The 14,988-nt window shown below is 70.2% G+C and carries 18 protein-coding genes and 1 tRNA gene; 13 read left to right on the top strand and 6 right to left on the bottom strand.

The genetic code is table 11. The annotated features are described in order from the left end of the window. The first annotated feature begins 53 nt into the window (after positions 1–53). From AB0L21_RS14015 to AB0L21_RS13965, 11 genes are all read left to right on the top strand, one after another. Entirely contained in the window at positions 54–404 is a 351-nt protein-coding gene (locus tag AB0L21_RS14015) for a hypothetical protein (protein WP_365784097.1), read from the top strand. A 5-nt stretch (positions 405–409) separates the two neighbouring features. After that, positions 410–1,723: an FtsK/SpoIIIE domain-containing protein gene (locus tag AB0L21_RS14010; protein WP_365784095.1), complete on the top strand. Its 1,314-nt coding sequence runs from the start codon at positions 410–412 to the stop codon at positions 1,721–1,723. 192 nt (positions 1,724–1,915) lie between these two features. Beyond that, positions 1,916–2,065, top strand: a complete 150-nt coding sequence (locus AB0L21_RS14005) for a hypothetical protein (RefSeq protein WP_365784093.1) — start codon at positions 1,916–1,918, stop codon at positions 2,063–2,065. Then, on the top strand, positions 2,065–2,688 hold the full coding sequence (locus AB0L21_RS14000; protein WP_365784091.1) for a DUF2637 domain-containing protein: 624 nt from the start codon (positions 2,065–2,067) through the stop codon (positions 2,686–2,688). Before AB0L21_RS14005 ends, AB0L21_RS14000 begins: the two co-directional genes overlap by 1 nt. Positions 2,689–2,706: 18 nt before the next feature. After that, a complete protein-coding gene (locus AB0L21_RS13995; protein WP_365784088.1) occupies positions 2,707–2,907 on the top strand; it encodes a hypothetical protein in 201 nt (66 codons plus the stop codon). Then, positions 2,907–3,098 (top strand): mobile element transfer protein, encoded by a 192-nt coding sequence (locus AB0L21_RS13990; protein ID WP_058081261.1) that lies wholly within the window; start codon positions 2,907–2,909, stop codon positions 3,096–3,098. Before AB0L21_RS13995 ends, AB0L21_RS13990 begins: the two co-directional genes overlap by 1 nt. A 12-nt stretch (positions 3,099–3,110) precedes the next feature. Continuing rightward, a complete protein-coding gene (locus tag AB0L21_RS13985; protein WP_058081262.1) occupies positions 3,111–3,305 on the top strand; it encodes a hypothetical protein in 195 nt (64 codons plus the stop codon). Between the two features lie 14 nt (positions 3,306–3,319). Then, a complete protein-coding gene (locus AB0L21_RS13980) occupies positions 3,320–3,568 on the top strand; it encodes a SpdD protein (RefSeq protein WP_365784085.1) in 249 nt (82 codons plus the stop codon). A gap of 132 nt (positions 3,569–3,700) precedes the next feature. Then, positions 3,701–5,005 (top strand): replication initiator, encoded by a 1,305-nt coding sequence (locus AB0L21_RS13975; protein WP_365784083.1) that lies wholly within the window; start codon positions 3,701–3,703, stop codon positions 5,003–5,005. Beyond that, on the top strand, positions 4,998–5,180 hold the full coding sequence (locus AB0L21_RS13970; RefSeq protein WP_365784081.1) for a helix-turn-helix domain-containing protein: 183 nt from the start codon (positions 4,998–5,000) through the stop codon (positions 5,178–5,180). Before AB0L21_RS13975 ends, AB0L21_RS13970 begins: the two co-directional genes overlap by 8 nt. Then, positions 5,180–6,349, top strand: coding sequence for a site-specific integrase (locus AB0L21_RS13965; RefSeq protein ID WP_365784079.1), 1,170 nt, complete (start codon positions 5,180–5,182; stop codon positions 6,347–6,349). The genes AB0L21_RS13970 and AB0L21_RS13965 overlap by 1 nt, the downstream gene beginning before the upstream one ends. Before the next feature lie 97 nt (positions 6,350–6,446). Here AB0L21_RS13965 and AB0L21_RS13960 read toward each other — a convergent pair. The 3 genes from AB0L21_RS13960 to AB0L21_RS13950 form a co-directional block, all read right to left on the bottom strand. Further along, positions 6,447–6,520 (bottom strand) — tRNA-Pro (locus tag AB0L21_RS13960). A 66-nt stretch (positions 6,521–6,586) separates the two neighbouring features. Beyond that, positions 6,587–7,345, bottom strand: coding sequence for a Pr6Pr family membrane protein (locus tag AB0L21_RS13955; RefSeq protein WP_365784077.1), 759 nt, complete (start codon positions 7,343–7,345; stop codon positions 6,587–6,589). A gap of 237 nt (positions 7,346–7,582) precedes the next feature. Then, positions 7,583–8,509, bottom strand: coding sequence for a metallophosphoesterase (locus tag AB0L21_RS13950; protein WP_365699123.1), 927 nt, complete (start codon positions 8,507–8,509; stop codon positions 7,583–7,585). Positions 8,510–8,603: 94 nt separating this feature from the next. Here AB0L21_RS13950 and AB0L21_RS13945 point away from each other — a divergent pair, with 94 nt between their 5' ends. After that, positions 8,604–9,071, top strand: coding sequence for a GatB/YqeY domain-containing protein (locus AB0L21_RS13945; RefSeq protein WP_365699124.1), 468 nt, complete (start codon positions 8,604–8,606; stop codon positions 9,069–9,071). 86 nt (positions 9,072–9,157) lie between these two features. On the opposite strand, the gene AB0L21_RS13940 is transcribed toward AB0L21_RS13945, so the two are convergent. Continuing rightward, on the bottom strand, positions 9,158–11,497 hold the full coding sequence (locus AB0L21_RS13940; protein WP_365784075.1) for a transglycosylase domain-containing protein: 2,340 nt from the start codon (positions 11,495–11,497) through the stop codon (positions 9,158–9,160). 490 nt (positions 11,498–11,987) lie between these two features. On the opposite strand from AB0L21_RS13940, the gene wblA reads away from it, so the two are divergent. Next, entirely contained in the window at positions 11,988–12,326 is a 339-nt protein-coding gene (wblA, locus tag AB0L21_RS13935) for a transcriptional regulator WblA (protein WP_018547931.1), read from the top strand. A 241-nt stretch (positions 12,327–12,567) separates the two neighbouring features. On the opposite strand, the gene AB0L21_RS13930 is transcribed toward wblA, so the two are convergent. Together AB0L21_RS13930 and AB0L21_RS13925 are read right to left on the bottom strand one after the other, a co-directional pair. After that, positions 12,568–13,965: an ArsA family ATPase gene (locus AB0L21_RS13930; RefSeq protein WP_365784073.1), complete on the bottom strand. Its 1,398-nt coding sequence runs from the start codon at positions 13,963–13,965 to the stop codon at positions 12,568–12,570. Beyond that, entirely contained in the window at positions 13,962–14,939 is a 978-nt protein-coding gene (locus tag AB0L21_RS13925; protein ID WP_365699127.1) for an ArsA-related P-loop ATPase, read from the bottom strand. The genes AB0L21_RS13930 and AB0L21_RS13925 overlap by 4 nt, the downstream gene beginning before the upstream one ends. Positions 14,940–14,988: the final 49 nt, after the last annotated feature.

Here is a 14,988-nt window from a genome sequence, read left to right as displayed (position 1 = left end):
TGCTAAGTCAACTTGTCAGGTGCGAGTTGATCGACTCAGAAGGAGACATCTCAGTGCGTGTGATCCGCGTCGACGCCTCGACCGCCACGATCCTGCTCACCGAAGCGCCGGCACCGAAGGTCCGTGACCGGCAGACCGGCGAGATCGCCAAGGACGCCGTGAGTGGTGAGGCTCTGATGACCGTCGGCGTCGTCTACATCGATGAGGGCGAGTCGTCGCTGATCCAGGTCACCATCCCCGAGAGCGGGGTCACGGAGGGCCTGACCGTGGGTGTCCCGGTCTCGCTGCCCGGACTGGTGGCCCGGCCCTGGCAGAGCGTCTTCAACGGACAGCAGCGGCACGGCATCGCCTACCGGGCCACCGCCGTCGCCCCCGGCGCCTTCCCGATGGCTCAGGCGGGCTGATCGTCGTGACGGAGCTGGTGACGGTGGCCGAGTTGGGCGGGTCGCTCGCCGCGATAGGCGGCGCGGCCTACGTCCGGCACGCTCACCCGGCGGCCTACTGGTCCGCGGTCGGGCTGCCGGTGTCGGTGGCCCGGCTGCTGGTCTCGTACTCCTCGACCATGGATGCCTGCGGCCTGACGGTCGAGCCTCCGCGCTGGAGGGCCCTGGCCGTGCGAGCCACCACCCGGCGGGAGGTCCGGCCGGTGCCGCCTCGTCGGGGCCTCATCCGCCCGACCTCGACCGGGCTGCGTATGCGGCTCCGCCTGGCCCCCGGACAGGAGCCGGCGGACGTGGCGGCCTCGGTGGAACGGCTGCGGCACGCCTGGGGCGTCCACGCCGTGCACGTCCGGGACGTCAAGCCGGGGGTTGTCGAACTGCGCCTCGTCGGCTTCGACGTCCTCAGGAAGGTGCGCATGCCCCGCGGCCGTACGGGCCTGGGACTGCTCCGCGTTCCGGTGGCCCTGCGGGAGGACGCGACGGCATACGTCCGGGACTACCGCGCCGTACCGCATGAACTCGTCCTCGGCGCCACGCTCTCGGGTAAGTCCATGTACCTGCGGAACCTGCTGGCCGGCCTGGCCACTCAGCCGGTCGTCCTGGTCGGCATCGACTGTAAGCGCGGGGTCGAACTGGCCCCGTTCGCCGCCCGGCTGTCCGCACTGGCCACCGACCCCGACCAGGCGGCCGAGCTGCTGCCGGTGCTCGTGAAGGAAATGGAGGACCGATACGACCTGATCAAGGCCCGGCAGGGCATCGCCCCTGGCACCCCGGACGAACTGATCACCTCGGACATCTGGGGACTGCCGGACGCCGAACGCCCCGCGCCCATCGTGCTCTTCGTCGACGAGGTGGCGGAACTCTTCCTCGTGGCCACACGGAAGGAAGAGGAACGGCGCGACGAGATGGTCACCCAGCTCATCCGCCTCGCCCAACTCGGCCGCGCGGCCGGCATCTACCTGCAAGTGTGCGGACAGCGCTTCGGTGCCGAGCTGGGCAAGGGCGCGACCATGCTTCGTGCCCAGCTCACGGGCCGGGTCTGCCACCGGGTCAACGACGAAGCCTCGGCGAAGATGGCCCTGGGGGACATCGCCCCGGAAGCCGTCTGGGCCGCATGCTCCATCCCTTCCGAGCGGCCTGGTCTGGCCGTCACGGGTGACACCTCGGGTGGCTGGTCCCGCATCCGCACCCCGAATCTCTCCCTCGCCGACGCGGCGGCCACCTGCCGCGCTGCGGCGCACATCGCCCCCGACGTACCGGCCCTCGCTGACTTCCGCCCGTAGGTCCCGACGGCGCCCGTGGAGGCGCCCGCTCCGGTGGCTTCTCCTAGCACTCACCGCGTCACCGCTCCCGCCCGGCACGGCGTTCCGTGCCGAGTCCCTAACCCGCCATGCCTGGAAGAAGGGAGAGCACCCGCCATGTGCCCCGACTGCGAAGACTTCGTCCGAACAGTCTTCTTACTTGGCCAACTGGCCTTGTACGCCGACACGTATGGCGCTGACGAAACGTTCGTCAACGCCGTCACTCCCTGCCTGGCCGTGTCCCTGCCGGATCTGTCGCCCGGCGTCTTCCCGCCGGACTACAACCCCAACGACGGCCCGGACTACCCCGGCGAGTCGTCCTGATGGCTCGCCCCGCTCTCCGCGCGGACGCGGTCCTGGTCCAAGCCGTCATCGCCGGAGCCCTGTCCTTCGCCCACCTGCACGACCTCGCCGCCGCCGCGGGACAGACCGGGTGGAAGGCGTGGGCCTACCCCGTCTCCGTCGACCTGCTTCTCGTCGCCGCCTGGCACCGACTCCGCTCCGGCGGTCCGAAGCCAGCCGCCTGGTGCTGGTTCCTCGTCGCCCTGACCGCATCCCTCGGCGCGAACGTCGCAACCGCCGGCCTCCTCGACCTGGCCGACGTACCAGCCTGGCTGCGCATCCTCGTCGCCGGATGGCCCGCGGTCGCCTTCCTCGGCGGAACCTTGCTCGCCCATGGCTCACACACAGCGGAGCCGTCCCCGGAACCGGCCCCGGCAGGCAGCGACGGCCCGGGGCCCTTGGCCGATCCGGCGGCCGAACTGCCTGCCGCCAGTGTCCCCGCGCCAGCACCCGCGCCCGTTCCACCTGCTCTCGTCGCCCTGGCCCGCAAGGTCGCCGACGAACACCGGGCCCGGACGGGGGCCGCCATCGACACCACAACCCTGCGCGCACGTCTCGGCGTTCCGTTGCCGCTCGCCGAAGCCATCGCCGCCCACATCACCTGACCCGGAGGACATCGCACCATGCGTCCGTCCACGCTCCGCGCGCTCAACCGTGCCGCCGAGCTGACCCGACAGAACCGCCTCACCGAGGCAATGCTCATCGCCGAACCCGTGATCCTCACCGCCGACGAGTACGAGGGCGAGGAGATCCGGCGGTGGCTGCTCGACCACGTTGCCGACTTCACCGGCGAGAACCACCCGGACTCCCAGGAGCTGCCCTGATGCCCGCGAACCCGCGCTTCCGCCGCGTCGTCCGCATCGGTCCCGTTCAGGTCGCCACGTACTACGACGGCCGGGGCCGCGAGAAGCACACCGCGGCCTGTACCGCACCGCGCTGCGGCTTCTCCGCCGACTACGACAGCCGCACCGCCGCCGAGCTCGCCGCCCGTACCCACCGCTGCCGCATCCGCTGAAACGGAGTTGCCATGACCGTCTCGCTACCGCTCGTCCTGGTCCTGGGCCTCATCGCCTGGGGCGCGGTCAAGTTCCTCGGCGTCCGCGTCTGGCTCGTCGTCGTGATCGCGCTCTTCGGCTTCCTGCTCTCCCACACCTTCCTCGCCCCGGCCATCGACTCCGGCACCCGCTCCGGCGTCGACGTCGTCAACGGCACCCACCACTGACAAGGAGATGCGCCGTGTTCCGCCCCAAGCTGCCCGACATCCCGGCCCTGCCCACCTCGAACGCAGTCAGCACCCAGCACAGCCACGCCCCGGTTCCCTCGGCCGGCCGCTCCCTGACCCCGTGGGTGGGCGCGGTCGCCGCGGTGGCCGTCGTCGGCGTCGTGCTCACCGCGCTCCTCGCGGCGGTCGCCGTTTCGGCCGTGTCCGTGGCCATCGCCGCCGTGGTCCTGCGCTCCCTCGTCACCGGCGCGAACAAGCGCTGACCGGCCACCGGGGCGGCAACAAGCCGCCAAGCATCCCGCCGCCCCGGGGCCGTCCCTTCCCAACCGCCGAAACAGCCGAAAGGAAGTCCTATCATCACCCGGCAGACTCCTCCCCCGCTGGCGGAACTCTCCATGCTGGCCTCTCTTGGCACCCTGCCCGAGCTGGCTCGCCAACTCTCCACCCTGGGCGGCTGCACCCGCCCGGTACGTCTCAGCGGCCACCGCACAGAGCACGCGGTCGACACGGCCACCGGTGAGATCAGCCGTGTCCTGCACCACCTGGACTCGGCGGCTCTCCCCGCTGGCAACCTCCTCGTGCGCTGCAACAACCGCCGGGCCACCAGGTGCGCGGCATGCGCTGAGACGTATCGACGCGACACCTACCATCTGATCACCGCCGGACTCCGGGGCGGCAAGGGCACCCCGGAGCGGGTCGCCACGCACCCGCGCGTCTTCGCTACCTTCACCGCCCCAAGCTTCGGTCCGGTCCACAACCGCCCCTCCAGCGGACGCCCCTGCCGCTGCGGCACTCGCCACGACGACCAGGACCCTGCGCTGGGCACGCCCCTTGATCCGGACGCCTACGACTACGAAGCAGCCGTACTGTGGAACGCGCACGCCGGGGCCCTGTGGCGGCGCTTCTCGATCTACCTCCGCCGGGAGGTCGCCAAGCGAGCCGGCCTGACCCAACGGGCCTTCCGCGACCATGCCCGCGTTTCCTTCGCGAAGGTGGCCGAGTACCAGAGGCGCGGCGCGGTCCACTTCCACGCGGTCATCCGCCTCGACGGCCCGGCAGGCGGCGAGACTGCGCCCCCGGCCTGGGCCACGGCCGAGCTGCTGACCGACGCCATCCACGCCTCCGCCACTGTGGCCCGTGTCGACGGCCCGGAAATCGACGGCCGACCGCACGCCTTCGTCTTCGGCCACCAACTCGACGTCCGCCCAATCCGCTCCGCCGACTTCGACGGCGGCCAGGACCTGACCGAGCGGGCCGTGGCGTCGTACGTTGCCAAGTACGCCACTAAGGGCGCCGAGACGGCGACGGGCACCCTCGACCGGCCGTTGCGGTTCCTCGCCGAGTTGGCGCAAGCGCAGATCACTGAGCACGCCCGGCGCATGATCCGCACGGCCTGGGCCCTGGGCACACGCCCGGAGTTGGCAGACCTCCGCCTACGGGCCTGGGCCCACATGCTCGGCTTCCGCGGCCACTTCTCCACCAAGTCCCGCCGTTACTCCACCACCCTCGGCGCCCTCCGCGACGCCCGCGCCGAATGGCGCCGCGCCCAAGCCACTCCGGCCGCGCCGCAGGAAGGCGAAACAACGCTCGTCCTCGCCCACTGGGTCTTCGCCGGAACCGGCCTCAGCGCCGGTGAGGCCTGGCTCGCCGCGTCACTCGAACCCGCCCCCGGAACTGAAGGAGAACCGACCCGTGCGTGATGACGAACTGCTCACCGTCGCCGAGGTGATGGCCCGTCTCAGGCTCGGCCGTTCCAAGGTGTACGACCTGATCCGCACGCGACGCCTGCCCTCGGTCACCATCGGCCGGTGCCGGCGCATCCCCGCATCCGCCCTGGGCGACTTCATCGCCGGACAGATCGAGCGTGCGGCCTGATGACCAAGCGTCGGAGCCGTGGTGACGGCGGCCTGCACTGGGACGAGAAGCGGCAACGGTGGATCGCTACGGCGAACCTGGGTTTTGATCCGAGCGGCAAGCGGATCGTGAAGCGGGGGAGTGGCAAGACCAAGACAGAGGCGAAGAACAAGCTGAAGGAGGTGTTGCGGGACCACGAAGACGGCCTTGCGATCGCACCCACCAACTACACGGTCAAGGACGCAGTGACGGACTGGCTCGCTTACGGCCTGGTGGGGGTCGATCCCAGCACGGCCAAGACCTGCGCGATCCTGTGCCAGACGCACGTCATCCCGTCGCTGGGCGCTCGCAAGCTCCGCGACCTGAGCGCCGAGGACGTGGATCGCTGGCTTGCTGCCAAGGCGAAGACACTCAGCACGCGCACCCTCCAGTCCGTCCATTCGTGCCTGAACCGCTCAGTCAAGCGGGCCATGGCCCGGGACAAGGTGAAGCGGAACGTCGTCGAGCTGTGCTCGGTGCCCCAGGGGCAAGCGGGGCGTCCCTCCAAGGCGCTCACCTTCGCCCAGGCCGAGGCCGTGCTCAAGGGCGCCGAGGGAACCTCGATGTACGCGTACATCGTCGTTGCTCTCCTGACCGGTGCACGCACCGAGGAACTGCGGGCGCTCACCTGGGATCACGTCTTCCTGAAGGGCAAGCCGGACGCCGACCCGCCACAGCCTCCGCACATCGCGGTGTGGCGCTCGGTCCGTCGGGGCGGGGACACCAAGACCCGGAAGTCCCGGCGCACGCTCGCCCTGCCGGCGCGATGCGTGGACGCTCTCTGGCAGCAGTTCGAGGATCAGGGGTGGGATCGGCTCGCCGCTGGTGACGCGTGGGAGGAACACGGCCTCGTCTTCTCCTCGGCCGTGGGCAAGCCTCTCGATGCCGCCAACGTCCGCCGTGCCTTCCGCCAGGCACTCAAGGGCATCGACGGGATCAACCCGGACGAGTGGACGCCGAGGGAACTGCGGCACAGCTTCGTGTCCCTGCTGTCCGACCGAGGTGTTCCGCTGGAGGAGATCTCCCGGCTCGTCGGCCACTCCGGGACCGCCGTGACCGAGGAGGTATACCGGAAGCAGATCCGGCCCGTGATCCAGACCGGCGCCGTGGTCATGGACGGCATCTTCGGCACGCAGGAACGGCGGTCATAGGCACGCGGGAAGCGATAGTCACGCAGATAGACACGCATGCAGAAACAGATCAGGCAGGTACTGAATTCAGTACCTGCCTGACCTGCTGTTGCGGCTGTCGGGGTGGCGGGATTTGAACCCACGACCTCTTCGTCCCGAACGAAGCGCGCTGCCAAGCTGCGCTACACCCCGGTGTCGCTGCTTGTCGCGGCGACGACGTTTACTTTAGCCCACCGGTGGCTGTAGACGAAATCCGGTTTAGGCGGGGTGGCGGACCGGGGTCGGGCGGGTGTGGTCGAGGGCCACCAGGAGGACGGCCAGGGCGTAGATCGCGAGGCCGATGAGGAGGGCGTTGGCCAGGGTGCTGCGGTAGCCGTGGGTCGCCACGTCCAGGAAGGGATAGAGGTAGCGGGACGGGCTGGCCGGTGGCAGGAACGCGGGTCTGGTGAGGGAGAAGACCAGGTAGGCCAGGGGGTAGAGGAGCCAGGCGGCGGTCTGGCGGAGGTGCAGGCGGGCCGCGGGGGTCAGGAGGAGCCAGTCCAGCAGGGCCGCCACCGGGACCAGGAGGTGGAGGACCTGGAGAGCTGCCCACTGGGCGTGCCAGCGCTCTGGTGGTGCCGTCGCTCCGGTCATGGAGAACGGAGGCGTCGTGTGGGCCAGGAGCAGGTGGTAGACCAGCGCCGAGGTCAGGACGTAGAGGAGCGTGGCGCCTGTCAGGGCCGAGGGGAGCGGGCGGCGGGCCCGCCAGGCTCTTGACGCGGACAGGAGCATGACCACGGTCAGCAGGATGCTGGCCTGGACGCTGAAGTAGCTCAGGATGTCGGGCGGGGGGCCCAGCAGGAGTTCCAGCGCGACGCCGGCGGCTGCCGCCACGGCGGTCACGAGGCGGAACACCGCGGCCCGGGGGCGGCGGACCGGGGCCACCACCGCCGTGGCCGGGACCGGGGCGGGCAGCAGCAGGGGCGGGCCCGGGACCGCGGGCAGGTCCGGGATCTCCCTGGGTATCGGGGCGGTCATGCCCTCACGCTAGGAGTGGGGGAGGGGGGCGGCCATGTGGACTCGTCCGTATGGGGGACGGCCCGTGCGGGGGCAGGTCCGGACGGGGAGCGGGGCGGCCCGTGCGGGAGCAGGTCCGGATGGGGAGGGGGACAGTCCCTGTGTGTGTTGGGGGGGACAGGTCTGTGGCGGGGCATAGGGGCCCCTGTCACCCGGTGCCCCTTTCCCTCCCTGCCCTCCCGCCTCCCCCTGCTCCCCTTACCCCCTCCCCACCAACGTCAGCAGCGTCGCCTCCGGTGGGCAGGCGAAGCGGACCGGGGTGTAGCGGCTGGTGCCGCAGCCCGCCGAGACGTGGAGGTAGGAGGTGTGGCCCTCCGCGGTGTGCGTGGAGAGGCCCTTCACGCGGTCCGTGTCCAGGTCGCAGTTGGTGACCAGGGCGCCGTAGAAGGGGATGCACAGCTGGCCGCCGTGGGTGTGGCCGGCCAGGATCAGGGGATAGGCGTCCGCCGTGAACGCGTCCAGGACCCGCAGGTAGGGCGCGTGGACGACGCCGAGCGAGAAGTCGTACGACCCGGACGGGCCGCCGGCCACCTGGGCGTAGCGGTCCCGTTTGATGTGCGGGTCGTCCAGGCCCGTCAGCTCGATCGAGACGCCCTCGATCTTCAGGACGCCCCGCGTGTTCGTCAGGTTCAGCCAGCCCGCCTCGTCGAAGCCGGCCCGCAGGTCCTGCCACGGGTTGTGGATCGCGCCGACCACCGGGGGGTTGCCGTTCAGGCCGTGCCGGCCGCTCGTCTTCTCCAGCAGGTAGCGGGCGGGGTTGCGGGGCCTGGGGCCGTAGTAGTCGTTGGAGCCGAAGACGTACGCGCCCGGGAACTCCATCAGCGGGCCCAGGGCGTCCAGGACCTCGGGGACGCCCTCGGGGTCCGACAGGTTGTCGCCCGTGTTGATCACGAAGTCGGGGCGCAGCCCGGCCAGCGACTGCAGCCAGCGCTGCTTCTTGCGCTGCCCGCTGACCATGTGGATGTCGGAGACCTGCAGGACACGCAGCGGGCGCATGCCCGGGGGCAGGACCGGGACGGTGACCCGTCGGAGGCGGAAGGAACGGGCCTCGAAGCCCGCCGCATAGACCAGGCCGGCGGCGCCGGCCGCCACGATTCCCAGGGGGATTCCGTATCGCGCGCGCATGTGCCCATCGTGTCAGACGCGTTGGCCGTGGTGAGACCGGCCGCCGGGTAAATCGGCGGGCATACCGGGCGGTACACCTGCGACAATCGGGGCCATGACCACCACGCTCAAGTCGAAGCTGCACGACGACCTCAACGCCGCGATCAAGGAGCGCGACGAGCTCCGCTCCTCGACCCTCCGGCTGACGCTCGCCGCGATCACCAAGGAGGAGGTCGCGGGGAAGCAGAAGCGTGAGCTCTCCGACGACGAGGTGCTGAAGGTGATCACCCGCGAGGCCAAGAAGCGCCGTGAGGCCGCCGAGGCCTTCGCGCAGGGTGGCCGTGCCGAGCAGGCCGAGCGGGAGAAGGCGGAGGGCGAGGTGCTCGCCGGGTACCTGCCCAAGCAGCTGTCCGACGAGGAGCTGAACGCGATCGTCGCCCAGGCCGTGGAGGAGGCGAAGGCGGCCGGTGCCGAGGGGCCCCGGGCCATGGGCGCCGTCATGAAGATCGTGAATCCGAAGGTGGCCGGCCAGGCCGAGGGCGGCCGGGTCGCCGCCGCGGTGAAGAAGCTGCTGCAGGGCTGAGAAACAGATCCGGAAAGCACGTCAGCGGGGCCGCACCCGTCATCCGGGTGCGGCCCCGCTGTCGTACGTCGGACCGGCGACGGCGGCTACCTTCGACCGCCCCCGTTTCCGTTCCCGTTGTTCCCGCCGTTCACCTGGCCCTCGATGAAGTTCCCGGGGATGGAGATGGTCGGGGTCGGGAACGTGCCGCCGAGGGTGCCGCCGGTCGCGTCACCCGTGCTGCCGTCGGTCGCTCCCCCGTCCGTCGGTCCGCCGATCAGTCCGCCGATCAGCCGTCCCGTCGTGTCCCCGTTGTTGCCGTCCTCCGCCCCCCCGTCGCCTTTTCCCTGATCATCACCCTCGTGGGTGTCGTCGGGGATGTCGACCAGATGGAAGTCCTCCACGGGCTTGTCCTCCAGCGCGCCGCTCATCATGTCGCGCCAGATCGGGCCCGGGACCTCACCGCCGTAGACCTTGTCGTGCGGAACGCCGCCGATGGTGATGTTGGTCATCTTCCGCTTGTGCTGTGGGTCGCCGACCCAGACCGCGCCCGCCATGTTCGGGGTGTAGCCGACGAACCAGGCCGCGAAGCGCTCGTCCGTCGTACCCGTCTTGCCCGCGCTCGGGCGGCTGCCGAGACCGGCCTCCTGACCCGTGCCGTCCTCGACCACGCCCTTGAGGAGCGTGCTGACCGTGTCGGCGGTCTTCTCCGACATCGCCCGCGAGCAGGTCGACTTCGGCACCGGCAGGGACTTCCGCTCGCTGCCGACCTTCTTGGTGACCGACTCGATGGCGACCGGGGTGCAGTACATCCCGCGCGAGGCGAAGGTGGCGTACGCGTTCGCCATCGTCAGCGGGGACATCTCCTGGGTGCCGAGCGCGATGGAGGGGGCCTGCTGGATCTTGCGGCCGTCCGCGCGCTGCACGCCCATCTTCTTGGCCATGTCGATGACCGGGCAGATGCCGATGTCGCTGATCAGCTGCACGTAGTAGGTGTTGACCGACTTGGCGGTCGCCTCCTTCATGGCGTACGGGCCGCGCTCGGACTCGTTCTCGTTGGTCAGCTTGGTGGGCTTGTTCGGGTCGTCGTGCCAGGTCTTGCCGTCGCACGCGGAGACCGGGCTCGGGTACGTCATCTCGTACGGCGACGAGTACTCCTGCGTCGGGGGCTTGCCCCCCTCGACGGCCGCCGCGGCGACGATCGGCTTGAAGGTGGAGCCGGGCTGGTAGCCGGCGCCGCCGCCCATGTCCCCGTTGACGGACAGGTTGATCGTCGTCTCGTCGTTCTTGACGTTGACGCCGTACGGGCGGGACTGGCCCATGGCGAGGACCTTGCCGGTGCCGGGCTCGACGATGGTCGCGGCGGTCGCGACGGGGTCGCTCTTGTAGACGTGGTCCTTGATGGACGCCTGCACGGACCGCTGGGCCTGCGGGTCGAGCGTCGTACGGATCGTCAGGCCGCCCCGGTTCCAGAGCTTGGCCCGGTCCTCCCTGGTCTTGCCGAAGACCGGGTCGGTGAGGACGACCTGGCGGACGTAGTCACAGAAGAAGCCGGCGCCCTTCACCGCGGTGATGCAGCCGTTCTTGGGGCGGCTGGTGTGCAGGCCGAGCGGCTTCTGCTTGGCCTGGTCGGCCTCCTTCTGGGAGATGTCGCCGACCTCCGCCATGCGCTGCAGGACGATGTTGCGCCGTTTGGTGGCCTCCGCCTCGTCGTTCACCGGGTCGTAGCGGCTCGGGGACTGGACGATGCCGGCCAGCAGGGCCGACTCCTGGAGGTTCAGGTCCTTGGCGTGCTTGGAGAAGTAGCGCTGGGAGGCGGCCTCGACGCCGTAGGCCTGCTCGCCGAAGAAGGTGATGTTGAGGTAGTTCTCAAGGATCTTCTTCTTGCCGAGCTTGTCCTCGATCTGGATCGCGTACTTCAGCTCGCGGATCTTGCGGCCCAGGGTCTGCTGGGTGGCCTCGGCGACCTTCGTCGGGTCGTCGCCGGCCTCCTCGATGAAGTAGTTCTTCACCAGCTGCTGGGTGAGCGTGGAGGCGCCCTGCGCGACCCCGCCCTCCTGCGCGTTCTTGTTCAGGGCGCGCAGCACGCCCTTGAGGTCGACGGCGCCGTGCTTGTAGAAGCGCGAGTCCTCGATCGCGACGATCGCCTTCTGCACGTACGGCGAGATGTCCTTGAGGTCGACCACCGTACGGTCGCGGGAGTAGACGGTCGCGATCTGTTTGCCCTTGTTGTCCAGGATCGTGGTGCGCTGGCTCAGCTGGGGGCTCTTCAGGTTGGCCGGGATCTCGTCGAAGCCCTGGACCGAGCCCTTGGCCGCGAGGCCCAGCGCGCCGACAGCGGGCAGCGCGATGCCCGCCATCACGGCTCCGGCGAGCACACTGACACCGAGGAACTTGGCGGCCTGCTGCATGGGCGACAGACCGCCGCCCGGGCGCTTCTTTGGCATGGGGGCAGCCTAATCCGTACTGTTGAGCGTTCCTAAGGAGCGACCGCATCACGGCACGGCAAAGCGGGGGGTCTACGTTCCCATTCGCCGGACACGCGCGCAGGCCTTGGCCTAAGCTGCTCTCAACTGTCACAGCTGAGCGGTCACGTAGCTATACGTCCGGCGAACCCGAATCGTTCCGGACGTAGCCCGAAACCCCCAGGGACGGGCCCGTTCCCTGAGAAGGCCGAGCCCGATTCCGCCTCGTGTGTCACCTGGCGCCCGATGTGACGAGCCACCACTGTCCCGGTTTGCCGGGATGATCACGCATGTCGCCAGCTCACTCCCGCGGGTGATCTGCCGCTTACCCATAGTCCGTTCGGGCCATTCAAGATTGGGCCCGCAGGGGGTGTTGCGCTGTCCCCACCTTCCGTAACGTCCTCAACTGGCGGCGGTGAATATGCCGCTGCCGCCGTGGGGGAGCCTCGATTCGGGAGAGGACGGCGCCGGTATGGGCTGGGTAACCGACTGGAGTGCGCAGGCTGCCTGCCGCACTACCGATCCGGATGAACTGTTCGTTCAGGGAGCAGCGCAGAACAGGGCCAAGGCGGTGTGCACCGGATGCCCGGTACGCACGGAGTGCCTCGCGGACGCGCTGGACAACCGCGTCGAGTTCGGCGTGTGGGGAGGCATGACGGAGCGTGAGCGCCGCGCACTGCTGCGCCGGCGGCCCACCGTGACCTCCTGGCGGAGACTGCTGGAAACCGCCCGCTCGGAGTACGAGCGGGGCGCGGGAATCGTGCCCCTCGACAACGACGAGGTGTACGAGAACTACGCGGCGGTGAGCTGAGGGCATCCCCTTGGGGCATCCCCCTCGGGCGCGCTCCTGGGGCACATCGCGGGGACATAGTCCGGCAACGGGTACATGTGCCGCGTAAGGCGTTTAGATGCCGCGTAAGGCGTTCACATGCCACGTGAGGTGTTGACATGTGCGCCGCGTGTCGCGTGCTGCGCAGGGTGTGCTGTGCAGAGCGCCGACGGCCGACCGCCGTGCCCATGGTCTGCCGCGTCCTGTGGTCCCGCCCACGGGCCTACGAGTGTTCCGGCCGCCCCGCCGCCAGGCGGTCACCGATGTCGCGCAGGCCCGCGAGGTCGTGGACGTCGCCGGGCAGCGCGGGTACCTCGACCACCGCCACCTCGGGGTGGCGGGCGGTGAAACGGTCACGCGTACGCTGCTCGCGCGAGAGCAGCTGCATGCGGTCGGCGTGCAGCCTCAGCAGTCCCGCGGTGAGCCGGTCGACGGAGCGCTCCGTGTCGGCGGGGGAGCCTTCCTCGGAAGCGGTGGCTGCGGACTCGGCCGCGGTCTCAGCTGCGGGCTGTGCTGGGGTCTCGGTCGCGGGACGTGCCGTCGCCTCGGCTGCGGGAGTTCGTGAACTGCCGTACGTGTCGGGAGAGTTACGAAGTCCAGCTTTCCCGTCCCCCTGATCGACAATGCGGCGGTCCTCAAGATTTTCCGCGGCGGTGAGCGCCCGCTCGGCCGACAGCCGTCCGGCGCCGGTGCCGTGGACCCGGTTGAGCACCAGGCCCATCAGCGGCATGGCCTCCGCGGCCAGCCGCTCCACGAAGTACGCGGCCTCACGCAGGGCGTCCCGCTCCGGCGCCGCGACCACCAGGAACGCCGTGCCGGGCGCCTGGAGCAGCTTGTAGGTGGCGTCCGCGCGCGTGCGGAAGCCACCGAAGGTGGTGTCCATCGCGGCCACGAACGTCTGCACGTCCTTCAGCAGCTGACCGCCCAGCAGCTTGCCCAGCGTGCCGGTCATCATCGACATGCCGACGTTGAGGAAGGCCATCCCCGCGCGGCCGCCCAGCTTGGCGGGCGCGGTCAGCAGCCGGATGAGCCGGCCGTCCAGGAAGGAGCCGAGCCGCTTGGGGGCGTCCAGGAAGTCCAGCGCCGAGCGGGAGGGCGGGGTGTCGACCACGATCAGGTCCCACTCGTCCTTCGCCCGCAGCTGGCCCAGCTTCTCCATCGCCATGTACTCCTGCGTGCCCGCGAAGCCCGCCGAGAGCGACTGGTAGAAGGGGTTCGCCAGGATCGCGGCGGCCCGCTCCTGGTCCGCGTGCGCCTCCACGACCTCGTCGAAGGTGCGCTTCATGTCGAGCATCATGGCGTGCAGCTCGCCGTCGCCCTCCGTGCCCTTCACCCTGCGGGGCACGTTGTCGAGGGAGTCGATGCCCATCGACTGGGCCAGCCGCTTGGCCGGGTCGATGGTCAGCACGACCACCTTGCGGCCCCGCTCGGCCGCCCGAAGGCCCAGGGCCGCCGCGGTCGTCGTCTTGCCGACCCCGCCCGCGCCGCAGCACACCACGATCCGGGTCTTCGGATCGTCCAGCAGGGGATCGATGTCCAGCACGCGCGCGGGGGAGAGCCGCGAGCGTGCCGTGTCCTGGTGGGGGGCGGCGTTCTGCGCCTCGGCCGGGTCCGGACTCATGACAACCCCTGCTTCCGCAGCTCGGTGGCGAGTTCGTACAGGCCCGCGAGGTCCATGCCCTCGGCGAGCAGCGGCAGTTCGTGCAGCGGCAGGCCCAGCTCGCCGAGGACCGCGCGCTGCTCCTGCTCCAGCGCGTACCGCTCGGCGTACTCCTCGGCCTGCTCCAGCAGCGGGTCCACCAGCTTCTCGGCGTTCCCGCCGCGCCGGGCCCCGCCCAGACCGGCCGCCGAGAGCGCCTGTGCGACCGATGAACGCTCCACGGTCCGTACGAGTTCCAGATCGGCCGCGTCCAACACCTCCGGCCGGACCATGTTCACGATGACCCGGCCCACCGGCAGCCGCGCCGCGCGGAGTTCGGCGATGCCGTCGGCGGTCTCCTGGACCGGCATCTCCTCCAGCAGGGTCACCAGGTGCACGGCCGTCTCCGGCGACTTCAGCACCCGCATCACGGCCTGCGCCTGATTGTGTATCGGGCCGATCTTGGCGAGGCCCGCCACCTCGTCGTTGACGTTCAGGAAGCGGGTGATGCGGCCGGTCGGCGGGGCGTCCATGACGACGTAGTCGTACGCGAACCTCCCCGACCTGTCCTTGCGGCGCACCGCCTCGCACGCCTTGCCGGTCAGCAGGACGTCTCTGAGGCCGGGCGCGACGGTGGTGGCGAAGTCGATCGCGCCGAGCTTCTTCAGCGCCCGGCCCGCGCCGCCGAGCTTGTAGAACATCTGGAGATAGTCCAGAAGGGCCAGTTCCGGATCGATGGCGAGGGCGTACACCTCGCCGCCGCCCGGGGCGACCGCGATCTTGCGCTCCTCGTACGGAAGTGCCTCCGTCTCGAAGAGCTGCGCGATGCCCTGCCGGCCCTCGACCTCCACGAGAAGCGTCCGCTTCCCCTCGGTCGCGAGGGCCAGCGCGAGTGCGGCGGCGACCGTCGTCTTTCCGGTCCCGCCCTTGCCGCTGACGACCTGGAGCCTGCTCACATCTTCGAGACTAACCAGTCCGGGCGACACTCACGCGGGAGGCTGTGGA

It is taken from the genome of Streptomyces sp. NPDC052721, from assembly GCF_040678315.1.
GTDB lineage: Bacteria > Actinomycetota > Actinomycetes > Streptomycetales > Streptomycetaceae > Streptomyces.
The sequence above is the reverse complement of the archived record's forward strand: the minus strand, read 5'-3'. Positions and strand labels throughout refer to the sequence as shown.

Bases quoted from the DNA above. Each gene is read 5' to 3' on its own strand.
- AB0L21_RS13965 (WP_365784079.1), top strand. From the start codon at position 5,180: ATGACCAAGCGTCGGAGCCGTGGTGACGGCGGCCTGCACTGGGACGAG.
- AB0L21_RS13940 (WP_365784075.1), bottom strand. From the start codon at position 11,497: ATGCCAAAGAAGCGCCCGGGCGGCGGTCTGTCGCCCATGCAGCAGGCC.
- AB0L21_RS13975 (WP_365784083.1), top strand. From the start codon at position 3,701: ATGCTGGCCTCTCTTGGCACCCTGCCCGAGCTGGCTCGCCAACTCTCC.
- AB0L21_RS13945 (WP_365699124.1), top strand. From the start codon at position 8,604: ATGACCACCACGCTCAAGTCGAAGCTGCACGACGACCTCAACGCCGCG.
- AB0L21_RS13930 (WP_365784073.1), bottom strand. From the start codon at position 13,965: ATGAGTCCGGACCCGGCCGAGGCGCAGAACGCCGCCCCCCACCAGGAC.
- AB0L21_RS13950 (WP_365699123.1), bottom strand. From the start codon at position 8,509: ATGCGCGCGCGATACGGAATCCCCCTGGGAATCGTGGCGGCCGGCGCC.
- AB0L21_RS13985 (WP_058081262.1), top strand. From the start codon at position 3,111: ATGACCGTCTCGCTACCGCTCGTCCTGGTCCTGGGCCTCATCGCCTGG.
- AB0L21_RS13995 (WP_365784088.1), top strand. From the start codon at position 2,707: ATGCGTCCGTCCACGCTCCGCGCGCTCAACCGTGCCGCCGAGCTGACC.
- AB0L21_RS14000 (WP_365784091.1), top strand. From the start codon at position 2,065: ATGGCTCGCCCCGCTCTCCGCGCGGACGCGGTCCTGGTCCAAGCCGTC.
- AB0L21_RS13955 (WP_365784077.1), bottom strand. From the start codon at position 7,345: ATGACCGCCCCGATACCCAGGGAGATCCCGGACCTGCCCGCGGTCCCG.
- AB0L21_RS13990 (WP_058081261.1), top strand. From the start codon at position 2,907: ATGCCCGCGAACCCGCGCTTCCGCCGCGTCGTCCGCATCGGTCCCGTT.
- wblA (WP_018547931.1), top strand. From the start codon at position 11,988: ATGGGCTGGGTAACCGACTGGAGTGCGCAGGCTGCCTGCCGCACTACC.